Below are 26,043 nucleotides of genomic sequence, written 5' to 3' on the forward strand. Positions count from 1 at the left end.
TGATCAAATTCGGTGACTTATGAAAATCGGCATTCTACAAACTGGCCACACCCCTGATGCGCTCATGCAGGACTTCGGGGACTATGACTCTTTGTTTCCGGCGTTGCTGGACGGACATGGGTTTGAATTCAGAACCTTCGCAGTCGTTGACGGGATCTTCCCCGACAGCGCAGAAGACGCGGATGGCTGGCTGATCACAGGCTCTCGCTACGGGGCCTATGAGAATCTACCATGGATTCCCCCGCTTGAGGATCTGATCCACCAGATTCACCAAAGCGGTAAGCCGCTGGTGGGCGTGTGCTTTGGCCATCAGATCATCGCGCAGGCGCTGGGCGGCAAGGTCGAAAAATACCAAGGTGGTTGGTCGGTTGGGCGGACCGAATATGACTTCGATGGCGATAGCGTCTGGCTGAACGCCTGGCATCAGGATCAGGTCGTGGCCGTGCCGGACGGGGCCGAGGTGATCGGCGGCAACGACTTCTGCCAAAACGCCATGCTGCGCTATGGTGACCAGATCTGGACCGTGCAAGCCCACCCTGAATTTACCAACGATTTCGTCTCGGGCCTGATGCGCACGCGGGGCAAAGGGTTAGTGCCTGATGACCTCATGCAAGCCGCAGCGAACAGACAAACAGCACCGGATCACAATGCCCGGATCGCGCAGATCATGGCGGATTTTCTGAAGAAAGCGAGGGCCTGATGGCCGATTGGACAGACGCAGCACCGCAGGCCGCACAAGACTATATCGCCGGACATCGGCTGGATGAGGTCGAGTGCATCATCTCGGACCTGCCGGGCATTGCCCGCGGCAAGGCCGTTCCCGCATCGAAATTCGCGCGGCAATCCTATTTCCACCTGCCTGACAGTATCTTCTACCAGACGATCACGGGCGGCTGGGGTGAAGCCGCGGGTGAGGACGGATTCATTGAACGCGACATGATCCTGAAACCGGATTTCTCGACCACATCGGCGGCGCCTTGGACTGGCGACTGGACGCTGCAGGTGATCCACGACGCCTATGACCGCGACGACAACCCGATCCCCTACAGCCCGCGCAACGTGCTGAAGCGTGTTGTGCAGCTCTATCACGACAAGGGCTGGAAGCCGGTGGTCGCCCCGGAGATGGAGTTCTTTCTGGTCGCCCGCAACGTTGACCCGGCGCAGTCGATTGAGCCGATGATGGGCCGCTCGGGCCGTCCTGCCGCCGCGCGTCAGGCCTATTCCATGACGGCCGTGGACGAATTCGGCCCGGTGATCGACGACATCTATGACTTCGCCGAACATCAGGGGTTTGAGATCGACGGGATCACTCAGGAAGGCGGCGCAGGCCAGCTTGAGATCAACCTGCGCCACGGCAATCCAGTGAAGCTGGCGGACGAGGTTTTCTACTTCAAACGCCTGATCCGCGAGGCCGCGCTGCGTCACAATTGCTTTGCGACCTTCATGGCGAAACCGATCGAGGATGAGCCGGGATCGGCGATGCATATCCACCATTCGATCATCGACATAGAGACCGGCCAGAACATCTTCTCCGGTCCGCAAGGCGGTGAGACGGACGCGTTTTACCACTTCATCGCAGGCCTGCAGACCCACCTGCCCGCCGGTCTTGCCGTGATGGCGCCGTATGTGAACTCGTACCGTCGCTATGTGAAAGACCATGCCGCGCCGATCAATCTGGAATGGGCGCGGGACAACCGCACGACAGGCATCCGGGTGCCGCTGTCCGGCCCTGAGGCGCGACGCGTGGAAAACCGTATCGCTGGGATGGATTGCAACCCGTATCTCGGGATCGCGCTGTCACTGGCCTGTGGCTATCTGGGTCTGGTCCAACAGGAACGTCCGCGCCGCCAGTTCTATGGTGACGCTTATGAGGGCGAAGGGGATATCCCGCAAGTGATGGGGAATGCTCTGGACCTGTTTGACGGAGCCACGGAACTGCATGAGATCCTGGGCCCCGAGTTCGCCCGCGTCTATGGCATCGTGAAACGGGCTGAGTATGAAGAGTTCCTGCAGGTGATCTCTCCGTGGGAGCGGGAACATCTCTTGCTGAACGTCTGAGCCTTTTGGGGACGCCAGAGATGAACCTTCTCTATTCCAACGATAGCAAAGCCGAGTATCCGGCAAGCTGGTATGCCGCGACAGCAAATCCGCTCGCGCGATTCACTGAGTTCAAAGGCGAAACGCGCGCCAATGTGTGCATCGTCGGCGGCGGTTATACGGGTTTGTCGGCTGCGCTGCATCTGGCCGAGGCCGGGATGGACGTTGTCCTGCTTGAGGCGCACCGTGTTGGGTTTGGCGCATCAGGCCGCAATGGCGGCCAGTTGGGCAGCGCCCAGCGCATGGACCAGGAGGATCTGGAGCGGCTCGTTGGGCAGGACGACGCTACCAAACTTTGGGAACTGGCCGAGGATGCGAAATCCTTGGTCAAATCGCTGATTGAAAAGCACAAAATTGACTGCGACCTGAAGCCCGGCATCGCTAACCTGGGTCTCTCAGCGTCCGAGCGGAGCGTGCTGCACGCTCATGCCGCGCATTTGTCGGACCGTTACGGCTACGATCAGATCGAGCTGCTGGATGAAGAGGCGGGCCACGCCCTCTGCCCTTCACCCGCTTACAAGGGTGGGTATCTGGATATGGGGGCGGCGCATCTGCACCCGTTGAACTATGCGCTCGGTCTGGCCCGTGCTGCTGAGGCCGCGGGCGTGCGTATTTTCGAAGGCACCGAGGTGACAGGGATCGAACAAGGCGACCCGGCCACGGTTCTAATCGAAGGCGGGAAGCTCCGCGCCCAACACGTCATTCTGGCCTGCAACGGATACCTTGGGACGCTGAATCGGCAGGTCGCGGCGCGGGTGATGCCGATCAACAACTTCATCGCCGCGACAGAACCGCTTGGGGCTGAGGCCGCGCGCGTGCTGACGCAGGATGTCGCCGTTGCAGATACAAAATTCGTGGTGAACTACTTCCGCCTCAGCGCTGACGGACGCCTGCTGTTTGGCGGAGGCGAAAGCTATGGCTACCGGTTCCCTTCGGATATCTCCGCTACCGTGCGCAAACCAATGACCGAGATCTTTCCGCATCTGCGGGAGATCAAACTCGACTACGCGTGGGGCGGCACTCTGGCGATTACAATGCGTCGGATGCCTTATCTAACGCGTGTCGCGCCGAATATCCTGTCCGCCTCGGGCTATTCCGGCCATGGCGTCGGCACGGCAACACATGCCGGTCAGCTGATGGCATTGGCCATTCAAGGACAGGCCGAAGGGTTCGATACCATGGCCCGCGTCCCGGCCCTGCCCTTTCCCGGTGGTCCGGCCCTGCGCAGCCCTCTGCTGGTGCTGGCGATGACATGGTACGCGATGCGGGATCGGCTGGGGATCTAGCCCCCGTTTCCATACGACAATTTGGTGAAATTTTGCCGATCTTGCGATTGGGGGCTTGGCACGGGCGGGATGCTTGATTTAATAAAGTGAAAGTTAGAATTCGGGAAAACCAAATATGACGCTGCCACCCAACGTTCATGACGCCGAACCCATCCCCGCCGCCGCACGAGACGCAATCGACGCCCTGATGCAGTCAGGCGACCTGTTTCGCTACACCGCGCCGCAGGACGCGCCGGTCTCTTTGCTGGAATCCGAGTTCGCCGCCCTGCTGGGCACGAAATACGCTTTGGCCGTTTCGTCCTGCTCGGCTGCTCTGTTTCTGTCGCTGAAGGCACTGGGCTTGCCGCGGGACGCACGGGTTCTGATCCCCGGCTTTACCTTCGCTGCCGTGCCATCGTCGGTCGTGCATGCAGATTGCGTTCCGGTTCTGTGCGAAGTTGGTCCGAACTACCGCATCGGCATGGCTGATTTCGAGGCCAAGCTGGACGATGTACAAGCGGTCATCATTAGCCATATGCGCGGTCATACTTCGGATATGGATGCAATCATGGCACTGTGCGACGCGCGCGATATCCCGGTGATCGAAGATGCCGCCCATTCGCTGGGCACCACCTGGCATGGGCGCAACATTGGCACCATCGGCAAAATTGGCTGCTTCTCGTTCCAGTCCTACAAGATGATCAACGCGGGCGAAGGTGGCATTCTGATCACCGACGACGCCGATCTGGTGGCGCGCACCGTGATCATGTCAGGCGCCTACGAGCATAACTGGAAGAAGCACAAAACCCCGCATGGCGACAACTCGCCCGAGTTGGAGCAGGCCTTTGCGCGCTGGCAGAACAAACTCCCGCTTTATAATTTGCGGATGAGCAATCTCAGCGCCGCAGTGATCCGCCCTCAGATCCCAGAACTGGCGCGCCGCGTGCGCGATGGGCTGGCAAACCACGACTATGTAGCGGAACGGCTGAACAGGTCGGACTATATCGACGTCCCCGCCCCGCTTGCGCCCGAACGTCGTGCACCGGATTCGATTCAGTTCAATCTGGTCGGCATGGATGAGGGTGAAATCCGCGCCTTTGCCGCCGCATCCGAGGCGCGTGGCGTCAAAGTTCAGGTCTTTGGCATGAGCGAAGACAATGCCCGCGCCTTCTGGAACTGGCAGTTCCTGCCTGAGCAATTCGAACTGCCGCAAACCCGTGCCATGCTGATGACAGCCTGTGACGTGCGCCTGCCCGTACGCCTGACGCGCGAGGAACTGGACGTGATCGCCGACATCCTGCTGGCCTCGGTCGGTGAGGTGATTGGCCCGGTTCCTGCTTACGGCACCTGAACGCCTAGCACTGAGACGAACAACGCGTCGATCCCTTCGGGGGCCGCTGCGATGCGGGACAGGACACCAGCCACCCGCAGCCCGTCCGAGGTCTTCATCAACAGTGGCGCACCGGAATCCCCCATCATCACCGGGCAAATTCCACGCAGCATTTGGCCTGCATATATGCGCATTGGGCAAGTCTCTGTCCGGCTCAAGACATGAGGCCTCAGCCCCGGATAGCCCGCGACGAAGCCTGCCTCGACCTCTTGATCTGCCGGTTTCACGAAACCGACCTCGGCCCCAATCGGAGCGTCCAGCACCAGAATGGCCCAGTCCAATTCGGGTTGATCGGAAAATCCGGATGATACATCCTGACCTGCAGGCAAGATATAGTCATCGGCTCGCGCAACCGAGACCGCCTCTCCCCGCTGGTACCCGGCAGCAAATCGAATACTCTCGGGTGGTATCCAGCGTTTGCGTGATCGATTGTAGAGACAATGTGCCGCCGTCAGTACATGGTTTTCCGAGATCAGAACGCCCGTACAATGAGATCGTTGGTCCCGCCCTGCATAGTTCACGCGACCAATCGCGCGCCAAGGGGCCTCGGACGCATCGAGAATCTCACGCGCCCGAATATCCTGACACCCCGCAGATGTATCGGTCCCCAGCCGACAGACTGCGGACCAGTTTTCAGAGAACTGCCCCTCGGCCCAAACGGCTTGCGACCACAAAATAGCGACACACAGGACCAGCCAGCGCATCGCCTGCGCCCTAGTTCAGTTTCGAAAGCTTCCGCTGCAACTCGGCCAATTGCTTTTTAATGTCGTCCAGATCCTCTTTCGGCTCGGACTCGTCCTCTTTGTCAGGGCCAGACCAGTTGCCGGACAACCCGCCCGTCATCGCCTTGAGGAACGCCTGTTGCTGCGCCTGCATCGCCTCAAACCCCGGCATCTGAGACATCGGGTTCATGGCGTTCATGTTCTCCATCATCTTGCTTTGGCTTTCGCGCAGCATGTCGAATGAGCTTTGCAGGAATTGCGGCATCATACCCCCGCCCGGCACCATATAGCTGCGCACCAGATCGTTCAGAACATTGACCGGCAGGACGTTCTCGCCCCGGCTTTCGTGTTCGGCAATGATTTGCAAAAGGTACTGGCGGGTCAGGTCATCGCCCGTCTTCAGATCAATGATCTGAACTTCGCGCCCGTCGCGGATGAACCCCGCAATATCTTCGAGCGTCACGTAATCGCTGGTCTCGGTGTTATACAGCCGGCGGCTGGCATAGCGCTTGATCAACAGCGGTTTTTCTTTGTCCGACACCTTGTACCCTCCCCAAGGATGATGCGTTGCAGCAGAGGTTATGCGACTGCAGCACAAAAAGAAAGGGCAGGTCAATCGACCTGCCCAACGCGATGGCACCTATAGGGAGGATAAGACGCCCGTCGCGGACGTTCTTACTTGGCAGCTGCGGCTTTCTTAGCGGCAGTCGTCACCTCAGAAGTCGCTTTCTTGACAGCTGCGGTTGCTTCTTCAGCAGCGTCTTTGCCAGCGGCCATCAGCAGCTCAACGGTTTCCGACTGAACTTTTTTCGCGATTTCCGCGAATGCAGCCAGGTTTTCAGCAGCAACTTCAGCCGACGCGCTTGCGAAGTCGGTTGCGGCTTTTGCGTAGTCAGCAGGCTCGGCCTTTGCTTTCGACATCTCGGTCAGCTTGGCCAGGGTGTCCTTGGTCCATTTGTTCGAGATTTCAGCCGATTTCTCAGCCGCGTCCAGAGCAACGCCCGACAGCTTTTCGTTCAACGCTGCGGTCGATTTGAAGGCACCTTCCATTGCGGTGGTGTCTACCGGAAACGCGCCCATGACGTCTTTCATGATCGCGGTGAAGTCTTGGGTCTTTGCCATTGTCCTAATCCTTTTCACCGAACCGGGCCCACCCCGGTTTCCATCGGCTTGAGGACAATATGATTTCTGCATCGCAGCATTTCAAGTTTTTTCTTGCTGCAATGCAGAAAAAATCAAGTTTCATTTTGAAATCAGCGATTTGCCTTGAGCAAAACATAGCTGCCAGGCGCCGGACACAGGCTCGGATGCTCCGAATCACCCGTTTCGCGCGCCGGAACCTGCTTGCCAGACCGTTTCTTCAGCCAAGCGCCCCACATCGGCCACCATGATCCTTCGTGAAAGTCAGCGTCTTTCAACCAGGCCTCTGCATCCAACTTCAGATCAGGGTTGGTGTAGTGTCCGTATTTCTTCTTGCTGGGCGGGTTCACGATCCCTGCAATGTGACCGGACTCTGACACAACAAAAGTCTTGGACTTGGACCCCATCTGCTGAACACCGCGATAGCAGTCTTTCCAGCGGGCGATATGGTCCGTCTCGCAGGTGATAGCCATCAGGGGGACGTCCACATCTCTGACATGCAGCTTGTGGCCCAGCATCGCGAAGCCGTCGCCCACGAATTCGTTGTGCTGGCACAGGCCGCGCAGATACTGCACCGCCATCTTGCCCGGCAGGTTCGAGCCGTCGCCGTTCCAATACAGCAGGTCAAAAGCTGGAGGGGTCTCTCCCATCATATAGCTGCGGATCGCTGGCGTGTAGATCAGGTCGCGCGAACGCAGGAATGACATGGTGCGCCCAAGAATCCATGCGCGCAGAAGGCCATCCTTGGCGACCTGATCCTCGATCCCATCCACAAAGTCGTTTTGCAAAAACGGCGTGAATTCTCCCTGATCGCCAAAATCGGTCAGAGCCGTAAAGAAGGTCGCCGATTTGACCGACTTGTCCCCGCGCTGTTTCAGCAATGACAGCGTCAGGCTGAGCGTGGTGCCCGCAATGCAATACCCGACGGCGTTGACCTGTTTTACTTTGCAGATCTTCTTGACCGTCTCGATCGCAGTCAGGAACCCGTCCTGAATATAGTCCTCCATCCCCACATCGGCGTAGGTGGAATCGGGATTTATCCAGCTGACGACAAACAGCGTGTATCCCTGCTCGGTCACCCATTTGATCAGGCTGTTCTGGGTTTTGAGGTCGAGAATGTAGAATTTGTTGATCCACGGCGGGAACAGGACGATGGGGGTTTCATGCACCGTCTCGGTTGCCGGTTTGTATTGGATCAGCTCCATCATACGGTTGCGATACACGACATCGCCAGGGCTGGTCGCGATATTGACCCCAACCTCGAATGCACTGTCATCGGCAAGCTTGACCACAAGCTCACCATCATTGGCCTCTAGGTCCGAGACGAGGTTCTCAAGCCCTTGGATCAGGGATTGCCCCTCGGTTTCGACAGCTTTCTCCAAGGCATCAGGGTTGGTTGCTAGAAAATTGGTGGGAGCCATCAGGTCGATGATCTGCTGCGAGAAATACTGAAGGCGCTGCTTGTCCTTCTCTTCAAGGTCCTCAACTGCTGACACTGCTTGTGCGATCGCTTCGGCATTGGTCTGGTACTGCTGGCGGATCAAGCGAAAATAGGGGTTGGTGTCCCAAAGCGGGTTGGAAAAGCGTTTGTCCTTGGATTTGGGTTTGTCTTCATCCACTGCGCCTGTGGTCAGTGCCTGCTGCGCCTCGGCAAAGTTCAGAACGGACTTGCCCCAATATTCGATCTGCTGTTGCAGCAGTTTGGCGGGATTCTGCAATGCGTCGGCCCAATAGGCCGTTGCCGCACGTGCATAAAGCTCTTGATTCGGGCCGTCCAACGCGGGGACATGAGACTTCTTCGAAGCCATGACTTCGATCAGGCGCTTGGAGAGAGCCTCAACCTTCTCCATATTTTCTTTAATGCGTTCAATATGTTCTTCGGTAACTTGGCCCGTATTGTCTTCACTTGTTGTCATTTTAACAATTCACCCCTACTCTCGCTGCTATGCAGAATAACGTCGCGGACGTTGGTCGACAAAGCGACGAATGGTCCGAACTCTTAGGTTGATACTCCGGAGGATCCTTCGATGCGCTACATGATGACCTACGATCTGATGGAAACCATGCGCAATACGAACCAATGGCTTGGTTCGACGGCAAATGCGATGGCCTCCTACCCGCTGTTTTCGATGGTTCCCAACCCGGCGTTCAGTTGGATGGCCGCTTGGGGTGAAGTGACCGAGCGCACCTTTCAACGCATGGTCGCGAAACCCGATTGGGGCATCCGGACTTTCACGTGTGAAGATGGCAAAGATCATCTGGTCGAAGTCACCTCGGTTCTGGAGCGTCCCTTTGGGGACCTTCTCCATTTCAAGGTAAACGGGCGCGAAACGCAACCTCGCAAGGTGCTTTTGGTGGCTCCAATGTCCGGTCACTACGCGACATTGCTGCGTTCGACCGTCAAAAGCCTGCTGGTCAATTGCGAAGTTTACATCACCGATTGGCATAACGCGCGCGATATCCCCGTGTCCGCTGGCAAGTTCGATGTCGAGGATTACACCCTCTACCTTGTCGATTTTATGAAAGAGCTTGGCCCGGACACCCATGTGGTCGCCGTGTGCCAGCCCGCACCGCTGACACTGGCCGCGACCGCCTATCTGGCCGAGGTCGAACCAAAGGCCCAGCCCAGCACCCTGACACTGATTGGTGGCCCGGTCGATCCCGATGCCACCCCGACCGACGTGACCGACTTTGGCCGTCGCGTGACGATGGGCCAGTTGGAAGAGACCATGATCCAGCGCGTTGGTTTCAAATACAAAGGCGTGGGTCGGATGGTTTATCCCGGCCTGTTGCAGCTGGCTTCGTTCATGTCGATGAATGCCGAACGCCACTCCACAGCCTTCACGGATCAGATACAGCGCGTGATGCGGGGGGAAGCTTCGGACCATGACGCCCACAACCGCTTCTACGATGAATATCTCGCTGTCATGGATATGCCGGCCGAGTTTTACCTCTCCACGGTCGAACGCATTTTCAAAAACCGCGAGATTGGGCGGAACGAATTTGTCGTCGCCGGGCACAAGGTGGATATGGGCAAGATCACCGACGTGGCTGTGAAAACCGTGGAAGGCGCGAATGACGACATTTCAGCGCCTGGGCAGTGTATCGCCGCGCTTGATCTGTGTACCGGCCTGCCTGACAGCAAGAAAGCCAGTCATGTGGAACCCGGTGCGGGGCACTACGGCATCTTCGCTGGCCGCAGCTGGCGCGACAATATCCGCCCGCTGGTCATCGACTTCATGAACGAGAACAGCCGCAAACCTCGTCGTCGGGCGGCCAACAGCAACAAAGTCGCGTAAGGGCTTTGGCGTCAGAGACTGACCTCACCTTTTCGTGCGCCTGCGGGACACTGACAGGCCGCATCACATCCGATGGTGCGCGTCTGGGGACCCATGCCGAGTGTTTTTGCCGCGACTGCCGTGCGGCCCAGCTTTACTTCGGCCAACCCGACCCGGCCCCCGGACCGGTTGAGGTGTTTCAAATCGCCCCCGACGAGGTCACGATTGACAGCGGCGCCGAACATTTGGCGGCGATGTCTCTGAGCCCGAAGGGCATGCTGCGATGGTATGCCAAATGCTGCAATGCACCCTTGGCAACCACGCCACGCACCGCCAGATTTCCTTTTGCGGGGTTCATCGCTTTGCGTATCGCCGATCACGCGCGGCTTGGCCCGATTGCGACTCGTGGGTTCGTGCCTCGGCCCAATGGCAAGCAAAAGCACGAAAATCTGTCTCCGGCGGCAATTGGGTTGCTGCGTCGCGTGATCAAATCAAGACTATCCGGTGGGTGGAAAAACACGCCGTTCTTTGATCCTGAGAGTTTTGAACCCGTCGTGACACCGACGGTGATCAGCAAAGAGGAACGCGCAGCGCTTTACCCCTAGGCCATGCGCAAGGGTTCATCCAGCCACGCCTGCATCAGGTCGATCACCTGCTCGGGCGCTTCCAGAGTTGGCAGATATCCGGCCGCATCAATTGTGTGCATCACCGCATTTGGGATCATGTCCGCCATAAAGGCATGCTTGCGCTCGGGCGTCAGCCGGTCATGCTTTCCACACAGGATCAGGCTGGGCGCTTTGATCCGGCGCAGCGTGCCCTGCTGATCCGCGCGCCTCTGTAGCGCACGCATCTGGGTCACAAACACCTCCGGGCCTAAATCCAGCGCCATCGCCAGTAGGTCATTCAACACAGGGATGCGCTGCGTTCCCGGCGCCAGAGTGTCCGACCCCACAACCTGCCGCATCACCTCTTCAAGCCGACCGGCCTGCGCGCCGATGATCAGATCCTCCCGTGCGGCCGCGATCTGCGGTGTGTCGGCCTGCGCATCGGTCGAGATCAGGCACAGGCGCGACACCCGATCCGGGGCGCGGCGAATAAGGTCCAACGCCACCACGCCGCCCAGCCCATGCCCAGCCAGCGCGAACCGATGAGGCAGCTGATCCAGAAGATCCGAAGCGATCTCTTCGATCCGTTCCCCCCGGCTGATCGCCGAGACGACCACGGCGCGGCGGCGCGAAAACGCATCAATTTGGGGATGAAACAGCCGAGCATCGCACATCAAACCCGGCAACAACACCAGCGGCTCAATCACGTGGGGCCTCCTTCTGCTCGGTTATCCGAGTCGTTCCTTCTCATCAGGATGGAAGGTTTGGATCAGCCCAGCAAGTGAATCTTTAAGGATAGGCGATTCCACGGAACTGCGGGAAATCAGCATAGCGTTTCTGACGGGCAGCAAGGGTTTCGGCTGGCTCGGCACCCGGTCGCAAAAGGCAGCCTTTGGGCGCGATGTAACTGTCGATCCGACGCTGAGGCCTGGGGCGCCAAACCAGATTGAACGCGCAGAGTTTCGGGAAAAACCAGATCTCGGAGTAGTCAAGATGATCATGCATCCACCACGCCAGATCGCGCCAGTCCCGCCCCTGCGCGTAGCGATCCGCAAACCAGGGGATCACGACAGACGCGCCAGCGACTCGCGCCTCACCCTGCCCCCAGTCCCAGACATGGCACTCCAACGGATTGTCATTGCGCGCGCAGTTCAGCCGGTTTTCGTTGCCAAAGGCATTCAAGGACGGTGACCGATAGCCCGAGCGCACTGCGACCCGGCCAAAGGTCTCCTCCAGCGGGTCTAGCAAGGTTTGGCAAAAGGCGCTTCCGGTTTCGATGGCCAGATCCGGGTTCTCAGGCAGGTTCTGCTTTTGGTGGAAATTCCCGATCTCGGAGTACAGGAAATCGCGCATGAAGAAATGCCGGGACAGACGCACACGACCCAGCGTCTCAAGGCTCCACATACTGCCCGGCTTGCGCATCGCTATGCCCTTGAACGAGGCGTCATTCGATCCCCTGCGTTTTCAACCACGCCAATACCCCATTCACTGTCGGCTCTGTCTGGTCCGGAGACATCAGGCGGCCGGCAATCACATGCGACATCGGATCATCTTCAGGCCCCATCGTGACAAGCTCAACCGTTGCTGGCGCACCCCAGGCCTCGGCCACCTTATGGGTCTTGTCCGGGCGCACGACCTGATCATCATCCGAGAACCAGAACAGCGCTGGCACCAAAGCTTGTGAGAAATCAAGACCGTAGACCGTTTCGACCAGAACTGTCATCGGCACCACGGCCTCCCACGGGTAAACCGAAGTCCAGTACTTGTTCTTTTCTGGATCTGGCCCGGATACACCTCGTTCCGGCCCCATCAGCAGTGGCAACCAATCCCGAGCCCAAGGCAGACCGGGTATGAACGCCCCTGTCGCATTCACTCCGAAATTCGGCGACACAAACACCATTGCCGCGACATCCTCGCTGAGGTCCGGGTTCAAAGCGGCCGCCGCTGCCAGCGTGCCCCCGGTCGATGTCGAAATGACTACGACCTTTTCCCCAACGGCCTTGGCCGCCGCCAGCCCTTCGGCCATGTCCTGCATCCAGCCCGAGGCAGTCGCGTCGCCCATCGCGGCCCCACTGCGCCCATGTCCTTGCAAGCGCGTATATACCAGATTGGCCCCCAGAGCATCAGCGACCCTATCTGGCACGGGGCGGATCTCTTCAGAACTGGCCGAGAAACCATGGACATATAGCACCGAATAGGGTGTCCGCTGCTCTTTGAATCCGTCCTGCCAGATCACACGTTTTTCGACACCGGGAACGATATCGTCAAACGCGGACTCCGTGCTTTCAAAATAGACCTGAACACCTTCGCCAAACTTGCGGGGGTCGAATTCGGGATCCAAGTTCACTTCTTCCCGCGGCCCGAACCAATAAATCAGGCCCCCGACTATAATCAGCGCCAGTATAATTCGCCCCAGCACCCATCCGAACCAGCGCATCACCCATCCCCCAAAACGTCGAGAACGGCTTTCTCGATCAAGCCAAGGCACGGCCCGTCCGAGAACCGATGATCCGCATCCTTGACCAGCAACAATCGCATATCCGGTCCGGTCGCATGCTCCAATAGGCGTACGGCTGTTTCAGTCGACACCGCCGTATCAGCCGTCCCCTGCAAAAAACGAACGGGAAACGGCAGATCCAACGCGTCCCGCAGAACCAGACGCTGCCGACCATCCTCGATCATACGCTTTGTGATGATGTAAGGCTCCATATAGTCCGAGGGCAATTCCACATGCCCAACCTCCTCCAGCGCTGCCTTCTGCGCATCTGAGAAGGACGCCCAATAGCCGTCCTCGGTAAAATCCGGGGCTGCCGCGATGGTCACCATGCCAACAATTCGCTCCGGCAACGCCTTTGCCAGCAGCAGCGCCTGCCAACCGCCCATCGAGGACCCAACGACCACCAAAGGCCCCTCGGTCAAGGCACCCACCGCTGCCAGCGTGTCTTCGTGCCAATCTCCAATGCAGCCGTCTGTGAACGCCTCAGAGCTTTCTCCATGCCCGGAATAGTCAAACCGCAAGAACGCCTGCCCCCGTGCCTTCGACCAAGCCTCAAGATGAACGGCCTTGGTGCCCTCCATATCCGATTTCAAACCGCCCAGAAAAACAATGGTCGGACCGGCCCCTTCGCTCTTGTGATACGCCAACCGCCGCCCCTGCGCCGTTTCCAAAAAATCTGTTGCTGCCATGAAGCCCTCTTTGCTTTCCTGACATCATGCACGCCCCCCGCCCAAGTGCAATTCCGTGATCCTCCTTCATCTGGCTAAAAATACCTCGGGGAGCGCGAGGGGCTGGCCCCTCGCTCCAGCCACTTGACACAAGTACAACCACCTGCCAAAGCAGCCAGACGCAAATAACCCGCAACCGGGCGTTCAGTGGGCGCCGAACCGACGAGGAGAGCCGATATGGCCCTGGATTCAAAATCCGTCTCTCTCACTTTTCCCGATGGCAATGCACGTTCCTATGACGCAGGCATAACGCCTGCGCAGGTGGCTGCCGACATCTCAACTTCGCTGGCGAAAAGGGCGATATCGGCCACGGTCGACGGCAAGCATTGGGATTTGCAATGGCCCATCGAAGCAGATGCCCAAATCGCCATCCACACCATGAAGGATGAAGATCAGGCCAATGAGCTGATCCGCCACGATCTGGCGCATGTCATGGCCCGCGCCGTGCAGGAAATCTGGCCCGCGACCAAAGTCACCATCGGCCCCGTTGTCGAAAACGGCTGGTACTATGACTTTGACCGCGAAGAGCCATTCACGCCCGAAGATCTCGGCCTCATCGAGAAAAAGATGAAAGAGATCATCAACAAGCGCGACCCCGTCACCACCGAGGTCTGGGATCGTGACCGCGCGATCGAATTCTACAAGGCCAACAATGAGCCCTATAAGGTCGAGCTGATCGAAGCCATTCCGGGTGATGAGCCACTGCGCATGTACTGGCACGGCCACTGGCAGGATCTGTGCCGCGGCCCGCACCTGCAGCACACCGGTCAACTGCCGGGCGACGCCTTCAAGCTGATGAGCATTGCGGGCGCCTATTGGCGTGGCGACAGCGACCGCGCGATGTTGCAGCGCATCTATGGCGTAGCGTTCACGGGCAAGGAAAAGCTCAAAGCGCACCTGAACATGCTGGAGGAGGCCGCCAAGCGCGACCACCGCAAGCTGGGCCGCGAGATGAACCTGTATCACATGCAGGAAGAGGCTCCGGGTCAGGTGTTCTGGCATCCCAACGGCTGGAAAATCTACACCACCCTGCAGGACTACATGCGCCGGATGCAGGACCGTGACGGCTATGTCGAGGTCAACACCCCACAGGTCGTCGACCGCAAACTTTGGGAAGCCTCGGGTCACTGGGACAAGTACCAGGAGAACATGTTCATCGTCGAAGTCGACGAAGAGCATGCCCGCGAAAAGGCGATCAACGCGCTGAAGCCAATGAACTGCCCTTGCCACGTGCAGGTGTTCAATCAGGGCCTGAAATCCTATCGTGATCTGCCGCTGCGCATGGCAGAGTTCGGCTCCTGCGCGCGGTATGAGCCCTCGGGCGCGCTGCACGGGATCATGCGGGTGCGCGGCTTTACTCAGGACGACGGTCACATCTTCTGCGCCGAGGATCAGATCGAATCCGAGACCGCAAAGTTCATTGCTTTCCTGTCGAAGGTCTACGCCGACCTTGGCTTCCACGACTGGACCATCAAACTGTCCACCCGCCCGGAAAAGCGGATCGGCAGCGATGAAAGCTGGGATTTCGTCGAGAAAGCTTTGGGCGATGCCTGCAAGGCCGCTGGGTATGAGTACGAGGTCTTGGAAGGCGAGGGCGCATTCTACGGTCCGAAGCTGGAGTTCACTTTGACAGATGCCATCGGCCGGAATTGGCAATGCGGCACGCTTCAGGTCGACCCTAACCTGCCCGAGCGTCTGGATGCGAATTTCATCGGCGCTGACGGGTCCAAGCATCGCCCCTACATGCTGCACAGGGCCTGCCTTGGGTCGTTCGAACGGTTCATCGGCATTCTGATCGAAGAACACGCGGGCAAGTTGCCGTTCTGGCTGGCGCCGCGGCAGGTCGTTGTGGCCTCGATCACGTCCGATGCAGATTACTATGTGGCCGAGGTTGTTGAAACGCTCCGCTCCGCTGGTGTCCGGGCCGAGGCGGATATCCGCAACGAAAAGATCAACTACAAGGTCCGCGAGCACTCGGTCGGCAAGGTTCCGGTCATTCTGGCCGTGGGTCACCGCGAGGTGGATGAGCGCACTGTAAGTGTCCGCCGACTGGGCGAAAAACAAACGCAGGTTCAATCTCTTGAGACTGTAACAAATGAGCTGTCCAAGGCAGCCACTCCTCCGGACCTGCTGTAACATAAGTCAGTTTCTGACCCCTCATCCGGCCCTGAAATCGGGGCCGGATTGAAACATTTTCCATTTTTCAATTCAAAAACAATTTGTTAACCTGCAAGAGGGCATGACAATGCCTGACGCGCTTGTGAGACACGGCCTCGTGAATTTAACTGTGGCTCACTAGTCGTTACCTTTGTCATTGTCACAAGCAGACATACGCAGTCATCAAAAGGATTACCGAGATGTCGAACACAGCCAAATCCCTGGTTATCGCAACAGCAGTCGCAGCCGCCGTTTCGGGTGCAGCAACCACCGCCTCCGCACAAGCGAAAGAGAAATGCTATGGCGTTTCGCTGGCCGGTCAGAACGATTGCGCCGCGGGTCCCGGCACCACATGCGCGGGCACCTCGACCGTTGACTATCAGGGCAACGCCTGGACTCTGGTTGATGCAGGCACCTGCGCCAATATCGAACTGCCCGCACAGGCAGACGGCACCCCGCGCAAAGGTTCGCTGGAAGAGCTGAACCGCGACCTGCCGGCATAATATCTGCCATACGAGATCCAAGGGGCGGGCCAATTCGCCCGCCCCTTTTCACGTGATCATAGGGAACTGCCTCATGCTGGACGACGCACTCAGGTCGAACCGACTGCCCGCAGCGCCGGGTGTTGGGTATAAACCGCAGCACTTTGCACAGATCCTTGAAAACGCACAGCCCGTCGCATGGCTGGAAATCCATGCCGAGAATTACATGGGAGACGGCGGTCGTCCGCTGGCGCAACTGCGCCATCTGTCAGAACAATTCCCAATCTCAGTCCATGGCGTTGGCCTGTCGATCGGCGGCGAAGGCCCGCTGGATGCCGACCATCTGGCGCGATTGAAACATCTGGTCGGCTGGCTGAACCCGGCCAGCTTCTCCGAGCATTTGGCCTGGTCGACTCATGACAGCCACTTCCTGAACGACCTTCTGCCCCTGCCCTATACCGATGCCACTTTGACCCGCATCTGCGATCATATCGACCAGGTACAAGAGGTGGTTGGACGGCAAATGCTGCTCGAAAACCCCTCGAGCTATCTGGCGTTTGAGGAAAGCAACTGGTCCGAGCCTGACTTCCTGCGCGAAGTTTCGAACCGAACCGGATGCGGGCTGTTGCTGGACGTGAATAACGTCTTTGTCTCGGCCACCAATCTGGACTTCTCGCCCCAGGGCTATATCGATGCCTACCCGCTTGAAAAGGTTGGTGAGATTCACCTCGGCGGTCACGATGAAGACGAAGACGACCACGGTAAACCTCTGCTGATCGACAGCCACGGGCGCGAGGTCGTTGATCCGGTCTGGGCGCTTTTGGACTATGTTCTGGATCGGTCGGGGCCGAAGCCTCTCTTGGTCGAGTGGGACACGGATGTTCCTGACTGGCCGGTCCTGCGGGACGAGGCCGTGCGCGCCCAGGCGGCTCTGGAGCGGATTCCGGCATGAGCGTGTCGCAAACCCAGTTCCGCGCCGCGCTTCTGGACGCCACTACCCCGGTCCCGGAGGGTTTGCTGGATTCTGAAAACCAACCCGCCGGTCGGCGGTTCAGCGTCTATCGCAATAATGTCGCTGTCTCACTGACCGAGGCCATGCAGCAGGCCTTTCCCGTGATCACCAAACTGCTGGGATCGCAGAACATGGACGGCCTTTCGGGCATTTTCCTGCGCCAGCACCCGCCCACATCCCCGTTGATGATGTTCTATGGTGAGGCGTTTCCCGCCTTTGTCGCCGGAATGCCTCAACTGTCCCATCTGGGTTACCTTGCCGACATGGCGCGGCTGGAACTTGCCCTGCGCCACTCCTACCACGCGGCAGACAGCACACCTGCGCCCGCCGATGCGCTGGCCGTTCCCCCCGAAGACGTGATGCGCGCGCGGCTGAGTTTTGCCCCGGCGATGCGGGTGATCCGGTCGGATTGGCCGATCCACGCGATCTGGCGCTACAATTCGGAAGCGGACGCCCCAAAACCGGTGGCTCAGGCCGAGGACGTTCTGGTCACCCGCCCCGAATATGATCCCGCCCCGCATCTATTGCCAAAAGGCGGCGCAGACTGGATCGCACATATGCAAGCGGGCGACACCATCGGCAGCGCGTTCGAAAAAACCGCTGCTGACACGCCCGACTTTGATCTTGGAACCACTCTGGCACTGCTTTTGCAAGGCGGTGCAATAACCTCTGTGACTATCGAAAGGCTGGAGTCATGACTGCGCTCATCTCAATCCACAACTCCGTTTTGGGAAAGGTGGACCATGCGTCCGGTTGGCTGACGCCAACCCTCGCCCGGCTCGTGTTTATCGCTGTATTGCTCGTCTACTACTGGAATTCGGCGATGCTGAAGATTGATGGGTCGATCTTCTCGCCATCCAGTGGTGCCTTTGGACAGATTTTTCCGAAAGCCGCCGAAGCCGTGCTTTGGGACGTCACGCAAATGACGTTCTTCCAGCGGATCGTGATCTTCCTTGGCACCGTGGCCGAGTTCGTCCTGCCCGCGCTGCTGCTGGTTGGTCTGTTCACGCGTCTGGCGGCGGTCGCAATGATCGGGTTTGTCTGGGTGCAAACTATTGTCGACGTGACCGGCCATGGCGTGAAACTCGGTAGCCTGTTCAATGCGGCGCCCGATCTGGTCGATCAGCGCACCATGTGGACCTTCCTGTTCCTGGTGATGGTCATCAATGGCGCAGGCCCGCTGTCTCTGGACCGCATCCTGCGCCTGAAATAAATCAGAAATGAGCCTTGGGTTCGTCCGGTTTTCCCGCGGCGAGCCCGAGCACCCCGGCCACTGCGGCAAAAGCGATTGGGAACATGGTGAAAACGCCGAAGCCAAACGCGTAGTACATCCCTGCAGCCGAGGCCAAGAGTAAGATCCCAGCAATCAACGCCCGCGCATGGGCCATGGCCCCGCCCGCAATTGCCAATAAAGGCGCAAGGATCGAGGCCGCTTGTATCAGGTCAGGGTTATCCACCTGCTCGGCAATCCCTTCGATATCGCCAAAATGCTTGATGGCTTCGACATAGCCATATCCGAAAAACCCGACAATCATACCGATCAAACCGGCGATGACGCCCAAAATCATGGCAGCGTTTCGCATGTATCTTCCTTTACAGTTCGTATCAGCAGATAGGTACGCGGCTACGCAACACCAAGAGAGGCCCGCGTTTCAGCGGTCCAGCCCAGAAACAACTCTCCGTCCTTTTCGATCAGAGGGCGTTTCATCAGCGTCGGGTGATCGGCCAGCAACTCCAACGGTGGCCGCGCGCGCTCGGTATCGTCCAATCCACGCCAGGTTGTTGACCGTGTATTGAGCAAAGCCTCGCCGAACGTGGCAAAAGCTTGCGAAAGGGTCTCGGCCGGAACTCCGTCCGCCCTGACATCCACAAGGGCCGCTTCTGGCAGCGATTTCAGCGCCTTACGGCACGTATCGCAGTTTTTCAAACCATAAAGGCGCATTTTTGGGCTGCTCCTGCATTTGTAACTTTTTTATGCAAACTGGTTGGTTCCCAGCGGTAATTCTTGATTTTTTACTTCACCGTGCAATGTTGAAAAAGACGAAACGTGCGTTTAGGACTGTATCTGACCCAGAAATCAGCCCGATACGCCATTTAGTCGACCAAAGCCCCCACCAATTTGTGGGACAATGCGCAAGTAGAAGGAGACACGGGACATGCCAACCGGCACCGTGAAATGGTTTAACACTACCAAAGGCTATGGGTTTATTGCCCCTGATGAGGGGGGCAAAGATGTGTTTGTTCATATCTCGGCCGTAGAACGATCCGGCCTCACCGGACTCGCAGACAATCAGAAAGTCTCGTACGAGTTGCAGGACGGGCGTGACGGCCGCCAGATGGCAGCTGATTTGAAGCCGTTGTAACCTCCACCCCGCCAGATGTGGGGTGTTTCCAATCAAGGCTGACGGCCAATTTCAGGCCGTCAGCCAAATGTTCCCTAGCAATCGGCGTTACCCACGTGTCGATTTTTCGTTGGTGCGGGCATGCCAGTCCTCGCCCATTGCCACGATGCAGGACGTTCCTGTCGCGTAGGTAACGACCATGGTCCAGTCGCCGCGGTCGCTGCTCCAGACCTCCATGATCTGTTCGGGCCCGCGAATGCCGGTCGCGACGCGCTCGGCGCCGAATTGGTGGGTCAGTTTCTCTTGCAGCCGAGGGGTCGCTTCACACAGGATTTCGGCTATGGGCGATTTGGCCTGCGTCGGTGACGCCAGCACAAGACACAATGGGATCAGGCGAAACAGATAAGTCATGAAGCCAATGTAACAGCTTCATGACAAAACGTATATACAAAAGATATGCTTCTGAGCCTCAATCCTTGCGGATTACGTCCTCGAACTCACGCCATTCCCGCGCCGTCATGCCCGAGTTTTCCTGTGTCACTGTCTCACCTGCCAACATCCGGCGCAGGCTGTCGACCATTTGGGCCGAGAGGTTAACGGCACCTAATCGGTAGTCCTCGAACGCTCTGTAGGCGAACGGCACCCAATCGGCGACGATCTTGCACATCATATCGGCATAAACCCGGATCTCGTATTGGGCATGCGGGTCAGCGCGCAGACGCAGGAAGTGGAACAGATTGTGCAGGTCCACCTTCCAATACCACTGCGTATAGATGTTTGCAGGCAGGTTCATCCGCGCCAGTTCGCGCGCCAAACCTTGTTGCCCGTCCTGATTGATCATCGCCTCATAATTGTCATAACAGCGGGCGCTGTCGGCCTTTAGGATTTCCAGCACGCGCGCGGCCTCTTCCCCTTCCAAGGCGGACCCGCGTCCTTGATTGTTGACCTCGGACTGCGCGGCCACGTTGTCGGGGGCAGGAATATAGAACTCACGGTCAAGGATTGAGTAGCGCGCCGAGTATTCGTTCACATTGGCGGTCCGGTGGCGAATCCACTGGCGCGCGACGAAAACCGGCAGTTTTACGTGCAGCTTGATCTCGCACATCTCAAACGGGGTCGAATGCCAGTGACGCATCAGATAGCGGATCAGGCCCTCATCATTTTGCACGGATTTGGTGCCCTTGCCGTAGGACACGCGCGCCGCCTGACAAATGGCTGCATCGTCGCCCATATAGTCGATGACCCGGACAAAACCGTGGTCCAACACCTGATGAGCCGTGTACAGATGGTCTTCCATGCCTGGTGCAACAACGCGGCGAGTTGGATGCGATTGCGCGCGCTGCGCTTCGATCTCGGCCAGTTGGTCGGCAGACAGAGGCATGAAATTATCCTTTCCAAGAATGAGTCGATGCCCACTATATATCGTCAACTCCACCACTGGAACCGCGATATCTGCCGTAAGCGCCGCGAAGTTCGAAATCATGTTCCCGGCCCCTCTCGACACCTCGCGCAACCGCGCTAAGCTGCGCACCAAGCGAAGAAAAGGAGGAAGGCCAAGATGGGGCTGAGATATTTGCACACCATGGTCCGCGTGAAGGATCTTGAGAAATCAATGGCGTTCTACGAGCTGCTGGGCCTGAAGGAAACGCGCCGCCACGAAAGTGAACAAGGCCGGTTCACGCTGATCTTCATGGCCCCTCCCGGGCAGGAGGATCGCCCGCTCGAGCTCACCTATAACTGGGACGGTGACGATGCGCTGCCGAGTGACAGCCGCCATTTCGGTCATCTCGCCTATGGCGTCGACAACATCTACGAGACCTGCCAGCACCTGCAGGACAATGGCGTCGTGATCAACCGCCCGCCTCGCGACGGGCGGATGGCGTTCATTCGCTCGCCCGACAACATCTCGGTCGAGCTGCTGCAGAACGGTGACGCACTGGAGCCCGCCGAGCCATGGAGCAGCATGGAGAGTACCGGGCACTGGTGATCCGCACTCTGACAGCACTGGGGTTGGCCGCGTTGGCCAGCCCCGCGCAGGCCGAAGACTGCCGGTTGGCCCTTTTGCTGGCGCTGGATATCTCGGTCTCCGTAGATCAGGCCGAGGATGCGCTGCAACGTCAGGGCCTTGCCGCCGCGATGCTCGCGCCCGAGGTTCAGGCCGCTTTTTTCTCGTCTCCCGCTCCTGTTGCGCTGGCAGTTTATGAATGGAGCGGCCGATCCACCCAGCACGTTGTCTTGCCCTGGAAGTTGATCGAAAACGAAGGCGACCTGCTGGCCGCGGCAACCCGGATCAGCCAGTCCGAGCGGTCAGATTCTGGGTCTGCCACCGCCATGGGGCACGCGCTGGCATACGGGGCCACCATGCTAAAGGATGGTCCGGATTGCCTGTTTCAAACCATTGATCTGTCCGGAGACGGGGCGAACAATGATGGTTATGGCCCCAAAATCGCCTACAAGCATTTTCCCTTCGACGCCGTCACGGTGAACGGGTTGGTGATTAATGCCGCCGATTTCGAGGGTGAGTTGTTTCTGGTTCCATTCTTCCAGGAAAACGTCCTGCACGGACCGGGTGCTTTTCTTGAAATCGCACAGGGGTTTGAAGACTTTGAGCGTGCCATGCGCCGCAAGCTGGAACGAGAATTGAGCGGCCTGCAATTGGGATCTCTGCAAGAAACAGGCCATAGATGACACGGTTGCTCGCGCTTGTTGTTTGCCTTTTAGCAGGATCCGTTTCGGCGCAATGCCGTCAAGCTCTGGCGCTTGGGCTGGATGTGTCTGGCTCTGTCGACGTTCACGAGTACAGGTTGCAGATCGACGGTTTGGCCGCTGCACTGCGGCGCCCTGAAATCCGCAAGATCATATTGGCAAATCCCGCATTTCCCGTTCGCCTTGCGGTGTTCGAATGGAGCGAACCCGACCATCAGCGCGTGCTTGTAAAATGGACCGAAATCCGCACCGAATCTGATCTAGGCAGGATCGCGGCGAGACTGGGAGACGTGACCCGCAGCGCCGCCCCGCAAGGCACAGCCGTTGGCGATGCGATGCTGTTTGGCGCGGACCTTTTGAACCAACAACCGGAGTGTTGGAAGCGCACTCTGGATTTGTCCGGAGATGGGAAACACAATCTCGGCCTCCATCCACGTGCCGCCAAAGCGCTATTGCAGGATACCGACATCACCATCAACGGTTTGGTGATCGGTGTCGACGACTCCAACTACGGCGACCAACGGGATGTCCAGATTGGAGAGCTGTCAGCCTATTACAACGCTTGGGTCATCTTTGGCGCTGATGCGTTTGTCGAGGTCGCACTGGGTTTTGAGGCCTATGAGGACGCCATGACCCGCAAACTGATCCGAGAGCTGCAGGGGATCATCCTATCCCAAGCCTCTGATCAGTAGATATAACGAATCTGGTCCGTCCAGTAGCGTTCGACCCGACGCAGCGAAGTGGTGATATCCTCGATCCCTTCCGCCCCCAGAACGCCGCGGTTCTGCAACCCTTCGGCATGGCGCAGGAACAACTCGGACACGATATCACGAATCTCGCGGCCTTGAGGTGTCAGACGGACCCGGACCGAGCGACGGTCAATCTCGCAGCGTTGGTGGTGCATATACCCCATCTCGACAAGCTTCTTGAGGTTGTAGCTTACATTGCTGCCCTGATAGTAGCCGCGGCTTTTCAACTCGCCTGCGGTCACCTCATGGTCGCCGATGTTAAACAGCAAAAGCGCCTGAACCGCGTTGATTTCCAGCACGCCCACCCGTTCGAACTCATCCTTGATGACATCCAGCAACAGACGATGCAGACGCTCGACCAGCGCGAGCGCCTCAAGATAGCTGGTCATGAAACCTTTGGCCCCCGACGCAGAGACCTGCATTTCCATACTCATCCGACCCTCCGATTCAGCCGTGTCGTTGCAGACACGATGACCTGAATTTCCGAAAAATCGGTTAAGTCTGATTTTCGTTATTTTTGAAATGTTTGCGCGATATCCGAGATCAGTTCAGCAAAAGGATCAGGCGTATTCATCTGCCCAGTGACCCATTGATACAGGTCCTGATCGTTTTCCTTCAGAAGCGCGTCATACAAGTCCAGCCCGGCCGCATCCATCGTGTTCAGGTTGCGTTCTGCATAAGCCGACAGGATCAGATCCATCTCTTTGATCCCCCGCCGCATGGAACGCATCTGCAGGCGTTTGATCCGGACCTCGCGTGTTTCAGTCATTCTTGTCCTGCTCCAGCATCAAACGCAGTTTCTTTTCCAAACGGGCGGCCCGCTCGGCGCTGGCCCGCATCTCGCCACGAATGGCACGCAATTCGGCAACCGCGCCTGCCAGTTCCAGACTGGCTTCGCCCTCTTCTACGGGGGCCTCCATGCCTTCGCCTTCACCGGTCAACAGCCACATGATCGAGACGTTGATCATGCCCGCCATCATCGACAAGCGATTGGCGCGCGGTTCGGACAGGTCGTTTTCCCAGGCCGCGATCGTTGCCTTCTTGACACCCAGACGACGCGCCAATTGTGCTTGTGTCATCCCCGCCGCTTCGCGCGCCCCGGCCAGTCTGTCTCCGAACGTTGCAGCATCCGGTCCGTACCAGTCGGTTTCGTCGTTCATCGGGGTCTCCAATTCTGGTGTGTCATACAGCTTGATCGTCAATCGGGCGCACCCTATGACAGACAGGTTGAACATACAAACCGAGGCCGCTCATGAGTTTCCTGTCTGCGACATTGTCACGCGTAAAACCCTCTCCGACCGTCGCGATGACAGCGAAAGCGGCCGAGTTGAAAGCCGCCGGGCGCGATATCATCGCCCTCAGCGCAGGTGAGCCGGATTTCGATACGCCGCAGAACATTAAGGATGCAGCCGTTGCGGCCATTGCTGCGGGCAAGACGAAATATACAGCACCCGATGGCATTGCCGAGTTGAAACAGGCGGCTTGTGCCAAGATGAAACGAGATCACGGGTTGGACTACACACCCGCGCAGATCTCGGTCGGAACGGGCGGTAAGCAGACGCTCTACAACGCGTTGATGGCGACGATGAACGAAGGCGATGAGGTTCTGATCCCCGCGCCTTACTGGGTGAGCTATCCCGATATGGTCCTGCTGGCCGGCGGAACGCCTGTTGTGGTCGAGACCACGTTGGAAAACAGCTTCAAGCTGACGGCCGAACAGCTTGAAGCCGCGATCACGCCCAAGACCAAATGGTTCATCTTCAACTCGCCGTCGAATCCCACAGGCGCGGGCTACAGCCGGGATGAATTGAAAGCATTAACCGACGTTCTGATGCGCCACCCGCATGTCTGGATCATGTCGGACGATATGTATGAACACCTCGCCTATGACGGGTTTGAGTTCTGCACCCCGGCCGAAGTTGAGCCCGGCCTCTTTGATCGCACGCTGACCTGCAACGGCGTCTCCAAAGCCTATGCGATGACCGGCTGGCGGATCGGCTATGCCGCCGGTCCGGTAGAGATCATTGCCGCCATGCGCAAGATCCAGTCCCAGTCCACGTCGAACCCTTGCTCGGTCAGTCAATGGGCGGCGGTAGAGGCGTTGAACGGCACGCAGGACTTTCTGGTCCCCAACAATGAGACGTTCAAACGGCGTCGCGATCTGGTCGTCGGCATGTTGAACGCCATCGACGGAATCACCTGCCCGACGCCCGAGGGCGCGTTTTACGTCTACCCCTCAATCGCGGGGCTGATTGGCAAGACCACACCGCAAGGCACGGTGATCGACTCGGATGAGGCGTTTGCCACCGCTCTGCTGGAAGAACACGACGTTGCCGTCGTCTTTGGTGCAGCCTTTGGCCTGTCGCCTAACTTCCGGGTCAGCTACGCAACCTCGGACGAGGCATTGACCGAAGCCTGCACGCGTATCCAGCGTTTCTGTGCCTCGTTGACCTAAGCCGGAGCCACGCATGACCGCAGAGCTGCCAGAGTATTATTTCCGCGTCCGAGAAAACGGGGCCGTGGTTTTCAGGATCGACACCGAGAATCGGCAGCAGCGGATCGAGATGGATCAGATCGCGGTCATCAACATCCGCAACGGAGAGGTCAAGCCGCATGGCCAACGCAGCCTGACCGAGGCCGATAAGGCCGAGATCGCCCGATGGATGGATGCGCGCAAGGCCCTGCTGGCCCAGCGTGATATCGACGATATTCACCGGGCCGTCGACTACCTGAACCTGACCACGCAATGGGCGCAGTCCAAAGCCTCGGAAGAACAGCTTGAAGAAGTGACCGACCGGCTGTTGATGGCGATGCACGATCTGCGCTCAGTTCTGGTGCGTAAGAAAGCGGACCGGCTAAAAAGCGGCTGAGGG

General features: G+C 58.4%; 32 protein-coding genes. 17 read left to right on the forward strand and 15 right to left on the reverse strand.

Features of this window, described 5'->3' with window-relative positions; all coding sequences use genetic code 11:
* Nucleotides 1-19 precede the first annotated feature (19 nt).
* The 4 genes from ACR0I8_RS03045 to ACR0I8_RS03060 all read left to right on the forward strand — a co-directional run bounded on the left by ACR0I8_RS03045 (nucleotide 20) and on the right by ACR0I8_RS03060 (nucleotide 4,713).
* On the forward strand, nucleotides 20-700 hold the full coding sequence (locus ACR0I8_RS03045) for a type 1 glutamine amidotransferase (RefSeq protein WP_170688907.1): 681 nt from the start codon (nucleotides 20-22) through the stop codon (nucleotides 698-700).
* Nucleotides 700-2,058 carry a glutamine synthetase family protein gene (locus ACR0I8_RS03050; RefSeq protein ID WP_170374109.1) on the forward strand — a complete coding sequence of 453 codons (1,359 nt, stop codon included), beginning with the start codon at nucleotides 700-702 and terminating at the stop codon, nucleotides 2,056-2,058. Before ACR0I8_RS03045 ends, ACR0I8_RS03050 begins: the two co-directional genes overlap by 1 nt.
* 20 nt (nucleotides 2,059-2,078) lie before the next feature.
* Nucleotides 2,079-3,383 (forward strand): NAD(P)/FAD-dependent oxidoreductase, encoded by a 1,305-nt coding sequence (locus ACR0I8_RS03055; RefSeq protein ID WP_170688908.1) that lies wholly within the window; start codon nucleotides 2,079-2,081, stop codon nucleotides 3,381-3,383.
* A gap of 115 nt (nucleotides 3,384-3,498) precedes the next feature.
* Nucleotides 3,499-4,713, forward strand: a complete 1,215-nt coding sequence (locus tag ACR0I8_RS03060; RefSeq protein WP_170688909.1) for an aminotransferase class I/II-fold pyridoxal phosphate-dependent enzyme — start codon at nucleotides 3,499-3,501, stop codon at nucleotides 4,711-4,713.
* Here the strand turns inward: ACR0I8_RS03060 and ACR0I8_RS03065 are convergent.
* The 4 genes from ACR0I8_RS03065 to ACR0I8_RS03080 form a co-directional block, all read right to left on the reverse strand.
* Nucleotides 4,701-5,456 carry a trypsin-like serine protease gene (locus ACR0I8_RS03065; RefSeq protein ID WP_170688910.1) on the reverse strand — a complete coding sequence of 252 codons (756 nt, stop codon included), beginning with the start codon at nucleotides 5,454-5,456 and terminating at the stop codon, nucleotides 4,701-4,703. The two genes, ACR0I8_RS03060 and ACR0I8_RS03065, sit on opposite strands and share 13 nt — an antisense overlap.
* Before the next feature lie 10 nt (nucleotides 5,457-5,466).
* The gene (phaR, locus tag ACR0I8_RS03070) at nucleotides 5,467-6,015 is read right to left on the reverse strand and encodes a polyhydroxyalkanoate synthesis repressor PhaR (RefSeq protein ID WP_170374113.1); all 549 of its coding nucleotides are present in this window, start codon (nucleotides 6,013-6,015) and stop codon (nucleotides 5,467-5,469) included.
* Between the two features lie 134 nt (nucleotides 6,016-6,149).
* Nucleotides 6,150-6,596 carry a phasin family protein gene (locus ACR0I8_RS03075; protein ID WP_170374114.1) on the reverse strand — a complete coding sequence of 149 codons (447 nt, stop codon included), beginning with the start codon at nucleotides 6,594-6,596 and terminating at the stop codon, nucleotides 6,150-6,152.
* Nucleotides 6,597-6,727: 131 nt separating this feature from the next.
* Nucleotides 6,728-8,530 (reverse strand): class I poly(R)-hydroxyalkanoic acid synthase, encoded by a 1,803-nt coding sequence (locus ACR0I8_RS03080; RefSeq protein WP_170688911.1) that lies wholly within the window; start codon nucleotides 8,528-8,530, stop codon nucleotides 6,728-6,730.
* A 111-nt stretch (nucleotides 8,531-8,641) separates the two neighbouring features.
* On the opposite strand from ACR0I8_RS03080, the gene phaZ reads away from it, so the two are divergent.
* Nucleotides 8,642-9,913, forward strand: a complete 1,272-nt coding sequence (phaZ, locus tag ACR0I8_RS03085) for a polyhydroxyalkanoate depolymerase (protein ID WP_170374116.1) — start codon at nucleotides 8,642-8,644, stop codon at nucleotides 9,911-9,913.
* A gap of 5 nt (nucleotides 9,914-9,918) precedes the next feature.
* Entirely contained in the window at nucleotides 9,919-10,497 is a 579-nt protein-coding gene (locus ACR0I8_RS03090) for a DUF6151 family protein (RefSeq protein WP_170688912.1), read from the forward strand.
* Here ACR0I8_RS03090 and ACR0I8_RS03095 read toward each other — a convergent pair.
* The 4 genes from ACR0I8_RS03095 to ACR0I8_RS03110 all read right to left on the reverse strand — a co-directional run bounded on the left by ACR0I8_RS03095 (nucleotide 10,494) and on the right by ACR0I8_RS03110 (nucleotide 13,683).
* Complete coding sequence (locus ACR0I8_RS03095; protein WP_170688913.1) at nucleotides 10,494-11,204, reverse strand: alpha/beta fold hydrolase; 711 nt, start codon at nucleotides 11,202-11,204, stop codon at nucleotides 10,494-10,496. The genes ACR0I8_RS03090 and ACR0I8_RS03095 overlap by 4 nt on opposite strands.
* An 82-nt stretch (nucleotides 11,205-11,286) precedes the next feature.
* Entirely contained in the window at nucleotides 11,287-11,901 is a 615-nt protein-coding gene (locus ACR0I8_RS03100) for a hypothetical protein (RefSeq protein ID WP_170688993.1), read from the reverse strand.
* Nucleotides 11,902-11,941: 40 nt separating this feature from the next.
* Nucleotides 11,942-12,934: an alpha/beta fold hydrolase gene (locus tag ACR0I8_RS03105; protein WP_170688914.1), complete on the reverse strand. Its 993-nt coding sequence runs from the start codon at nucleotides 12,932-12,934 to the stop codon at nucleotides 11,942-11,944.
* A complete protein-coding gene (locus tag ACR0I8_RS03110) occupies nucleotides 12,934-13,683 on the reverse strand; it encodes an alpha/beta fold hydrolase (RefSeq protein ID WP_170374120.1) in 750 nt (249 codons plus the stop codon). Before ACR0I8_RS03110 ends, ACR0I8_RS03105 begins: the two co-directional genes overlap by 1 nt.
* Nucleotides 13,684-13,899: 216 nt before the next feature.
* On the opposite strand from ACR0I8_RS03110, the gene thrS reads away from it, so the two are divergent.
* From thrS to ACR0I8_RS03135, 5 genes are all read left to right on the forward strand, one after another.
* The gene (gene thrS / locus ACR0I8_RS03115) at nucleotides 13,900-15,858 is read left to right on the forward strand and encodes a threonine--tRNA ligase (RefSeq protein WP_170688915.1); all 1,959 of its coding nucleotides are present in this window, start codon (nucleotides 13,900-13,902) and stop codon (nucleotides 15,856-15,858) included.
* Nucleotides 15,859-16,079: 221 nt separating this feature from the next.
* Nucleotides 16,080-16,382, forward strand: a complete 303-nt coding sequence (locus tag ACR0I8_RS03120; RefSeq protein ID WP_170688916.1) for a BufA1 family periplasmic bufferin-type metallophore — start codon at nucleotides 16,080-16,082, stop codon at nucleotides 16,380-16,382.
* Nucleotides 16,383-16,455: 73 nt separating this feature from the next.
* The gene (gene bufB / locus ACR0I8_RS03125; RefSeq protein ID WP_170688917.1) at nucleotides 16,456-17,313 is read left to right on the forward strand and encodes an MNIO family bufferin maturase; all 858 of its coding nucleotides are present in this window, start codon (nucleotides 16,456-16,458) and stop codon (nucleotides 17,311-17,313) included.
* Nucleotides 17,310-18,071 (forward strand): HvfC/BufC N-terminal domain-containing protein, encoded by a 762-nt coding sequence (locus tag ACR0I8_RS03130; protein WP_170688918.1) that lies wholly within the window; start codon nucleotides 17,310-17,312, stop codon nucleotides 18,069-18,071. The genes bufB and ACR0I8_RS03130 overlap by 4 nt, the downstream gene beginning before the upstream one ends.
* Entirely contained in the window at nucleotides 18,068-18,586 is a 519-nt protein-coding gene (locus ACR0I8_RS03135; protein ID WP_170459064.1) for a DoxX family protein, read from the forward strand. Before ACR0I8_RS03130 ends, ACR0I8_RS03135 begins: the two co-directional genes overlap by 4 nt.
* 1 nt (nucleotide 18,587) lies before the next feature.
* On the opposite strand, the gene ACR0I8_RS03140 is transcribed toward ACR0I8_RS03135, so the two are convergent.
* Together ACR0I8_RS03140 and ACR0I8_RS03145 are read right to left on the reverse strand one after the other, a co-directional pair.
* Nucleotides 18,588-18,956 carry a hypothetical protein gene (locus tag ACR0I8_RS03140; protein WP_170459066.1) on the reverse strand — a complete coding sequence of 123 codons (369 nt, stop codon included), beginning with the start codon at nucleotides 18,954-18,956 and terminating at the stop codon, nucleotides 18,588-18,590.
* A 41-nt stretch (nucleotides 18,957-18,997) separates the two neighbouring features.
* On the reverse strand, nucleotides 18,998-19,315 hold the full coding sequence (locus ACR0I8_RS03145) for an ArsC/Spx/MgsR family protein (protein WP_170552844.1): 318 nt from the start codon (nucleotides 19,313-19,315) through the stop codon (nucleotides 18,998-19,000).
* A 214-nt stretch (nucleotides 19,316-19,529) separates the two neighbouring features.
* Between ACR0I8_RS03145 and ACR0I8_RS03150 the strand changes: the two genes are divergently transcribed.
* Nucleotides 19,530-19,736, forward strand: a complete 207-nt coding sequence (locus ACR0I8_RS03150; protein WP_008758035.1) for a cold-shock protein — start codon at nucleotides 19,530-19,532, stop codon at nucleotides 19,734-19,736.
* 87 nt (nucleotides 19,737-19,823) lie between these two features.
* Here the strand turns inward: ACR0I8_RS03150 and ACR0I8_RS03155 are convergent, their stop codons facing one another.
* Nucleotides 19,824-20,126, reverse strand: coding sequence for a hypothetical protein (locus ACR0I8_RS03155; protein WP_170374128.1), 303 nt, complete (start codon nucleotides 20,124-20,126; stop codon nucleotides 19,824-19,826).
* 58 nt (nucleotides 20,127-20,184) lie between these two features.
* Nucleotides 20,185-21,096, reverse strand: coding sequence for an FAD-dependent thymidylate synthase (gene thyX, locus ACR0I8_RS03160; protein WP_170688919.1), 912 nt, complete (start codon nucleotides 21,094-21,096; stop codon nucleotides 20,185-20,187).
* Nucleotides 21,097-21,273: 177 nt separating this feature from the next.
* Between thyX and ACR0I8_RS03165 the strand changes: the two genes are divergently transcribed.
* From ACR0I8_RS03165 to ACR0I8_RS03175, 3 genes are read left to right on the forward strand one after another with little or no spacing between them, the layout of a single operon-like run.
* The gene (locus ACR0I8_RS03165) at nucleotides 21,274-21,702 is read left to right on the forward strand and encodes a VOC family protein (protein WP_170374130.1); all 429 of its coding nucleotides are present in this window, start codon (nucleotides 21,274-21,276) and stop codon (nucleotides 21,700-21,702) included.
* Complete coding sequence (locus ACR0I8_RS03170; protein ID WP_170688920.1) at nucleotides 21,669-22,403, forward strand: DUF1194 domain-containing protein; 735 nt, start codon at nucleotides 21,669-21,671, stop codon at nucleotides 22,401-22,403. The genes ACR0I8_RS03165 and ACR0I8_RS03170 overlap by 34 nt, the downstream gene beginning before the upstream one ends.
* Nucleotides 22,400-23,113, forward strand: coding sequence for a DUF1194 domain-containing protein (locus ACR0I8_RS03175; protein WP_170374132.1), 714 nt, complete (start codon nucleotides 22,400-22,402; stop codon nucleotides 23,111-23,113). Before ACR0I8_RS03170 ends, ACR0I8_RS03175 begins: the two co-directional genes overlap by 4 nt.
* Here the strand turns inward: ACR0I8_RS03175 and ACR0I8_RS03180 are convergent.
* From ACR0I8_RS03180 to ACR0I8_RS03190, 3 genes are all read right to left on the reverse strand, one after another.
* Nucleotides 23,107-23,604: a MarR family winged helix-turn-helix transcriptional regulator gene (locus ACR0I8_RS03180; RefSeq protein ID WP_170374133.1), complete on the reverse strand. Its 498-nt coding sequence runs from the start codon at nucleotides 23,602-23,604 to the stop codon at nucleotides 23,107-23,109. The two genes, ACR0I8_RS03175 and ACR0I8_RS03180, sit on opposite strands and share 7 nt — an antisense overlap.
* 77 nt (nucleotides 23,605-23,681) lie before the next feature.
* On the reverse strand, nucleotides 23,682-23,939 hold the full coding sequence (locus tag ACR0I8_RS03185) for a succinate dehydrogenase assembly factor 2 (protein WP_170374134.1): 258 nt from the start codon (nucleotides 23,937-23,939) through the stop codon (nucleotides 23,682-23,684).
* Entirely contained in the window at nucleotides 23,932-24,330 is a 399-nt protein-coding gene (locus tag ACR0I8_RS03190) for a helix-turn-helix transcriptional regulator (RefSeq protein WP_170374367.1), read from the reverse strand. Before ACR0I8_RS03190 ends, ACR0I8_RS03185 begins: the two co-directional genes overlap by 8 nt.
* Nucleotides 24,331-24,422: 92 nt before the next feature.
* Here ACR0I8_RS03190 and ACR0I8_RS03195 point away from each other — a divergent pair, with 92 nt between their 5' ends.
* The gene (locus ACR0I8_RS03195) at nucleotides 24,423-25,625 is read left to right on the forward strand and encodes a pyridoxal phosphate-dependent aminotransferase (RefSeq protein WP_170688921.1); all 1,203 of its coding nucleotides are present in this window, start codon (nucleotides 24,423-24,425) and stop codon (nucleotides 25,623-25,625) included.
* Nucleotides 25,626-25,638: 13 nt separating this feature from the next.
* A complete protein-coding gene (locus tag ACR0I8_RS03200) occupies nucleotides 25,639-26,040 on the forward strand; it encodes a hypothetical protein (RefSeq protein WP_170639499.1) in 402 nt (133 codons plus the stop codon).
* The last annotated feature ends 3 nt before the right edge of the window (nucleotides 26,041-26,043 follow it).

The organism is Ruegeria sp. BG9 (assembly GCF_056538305.1).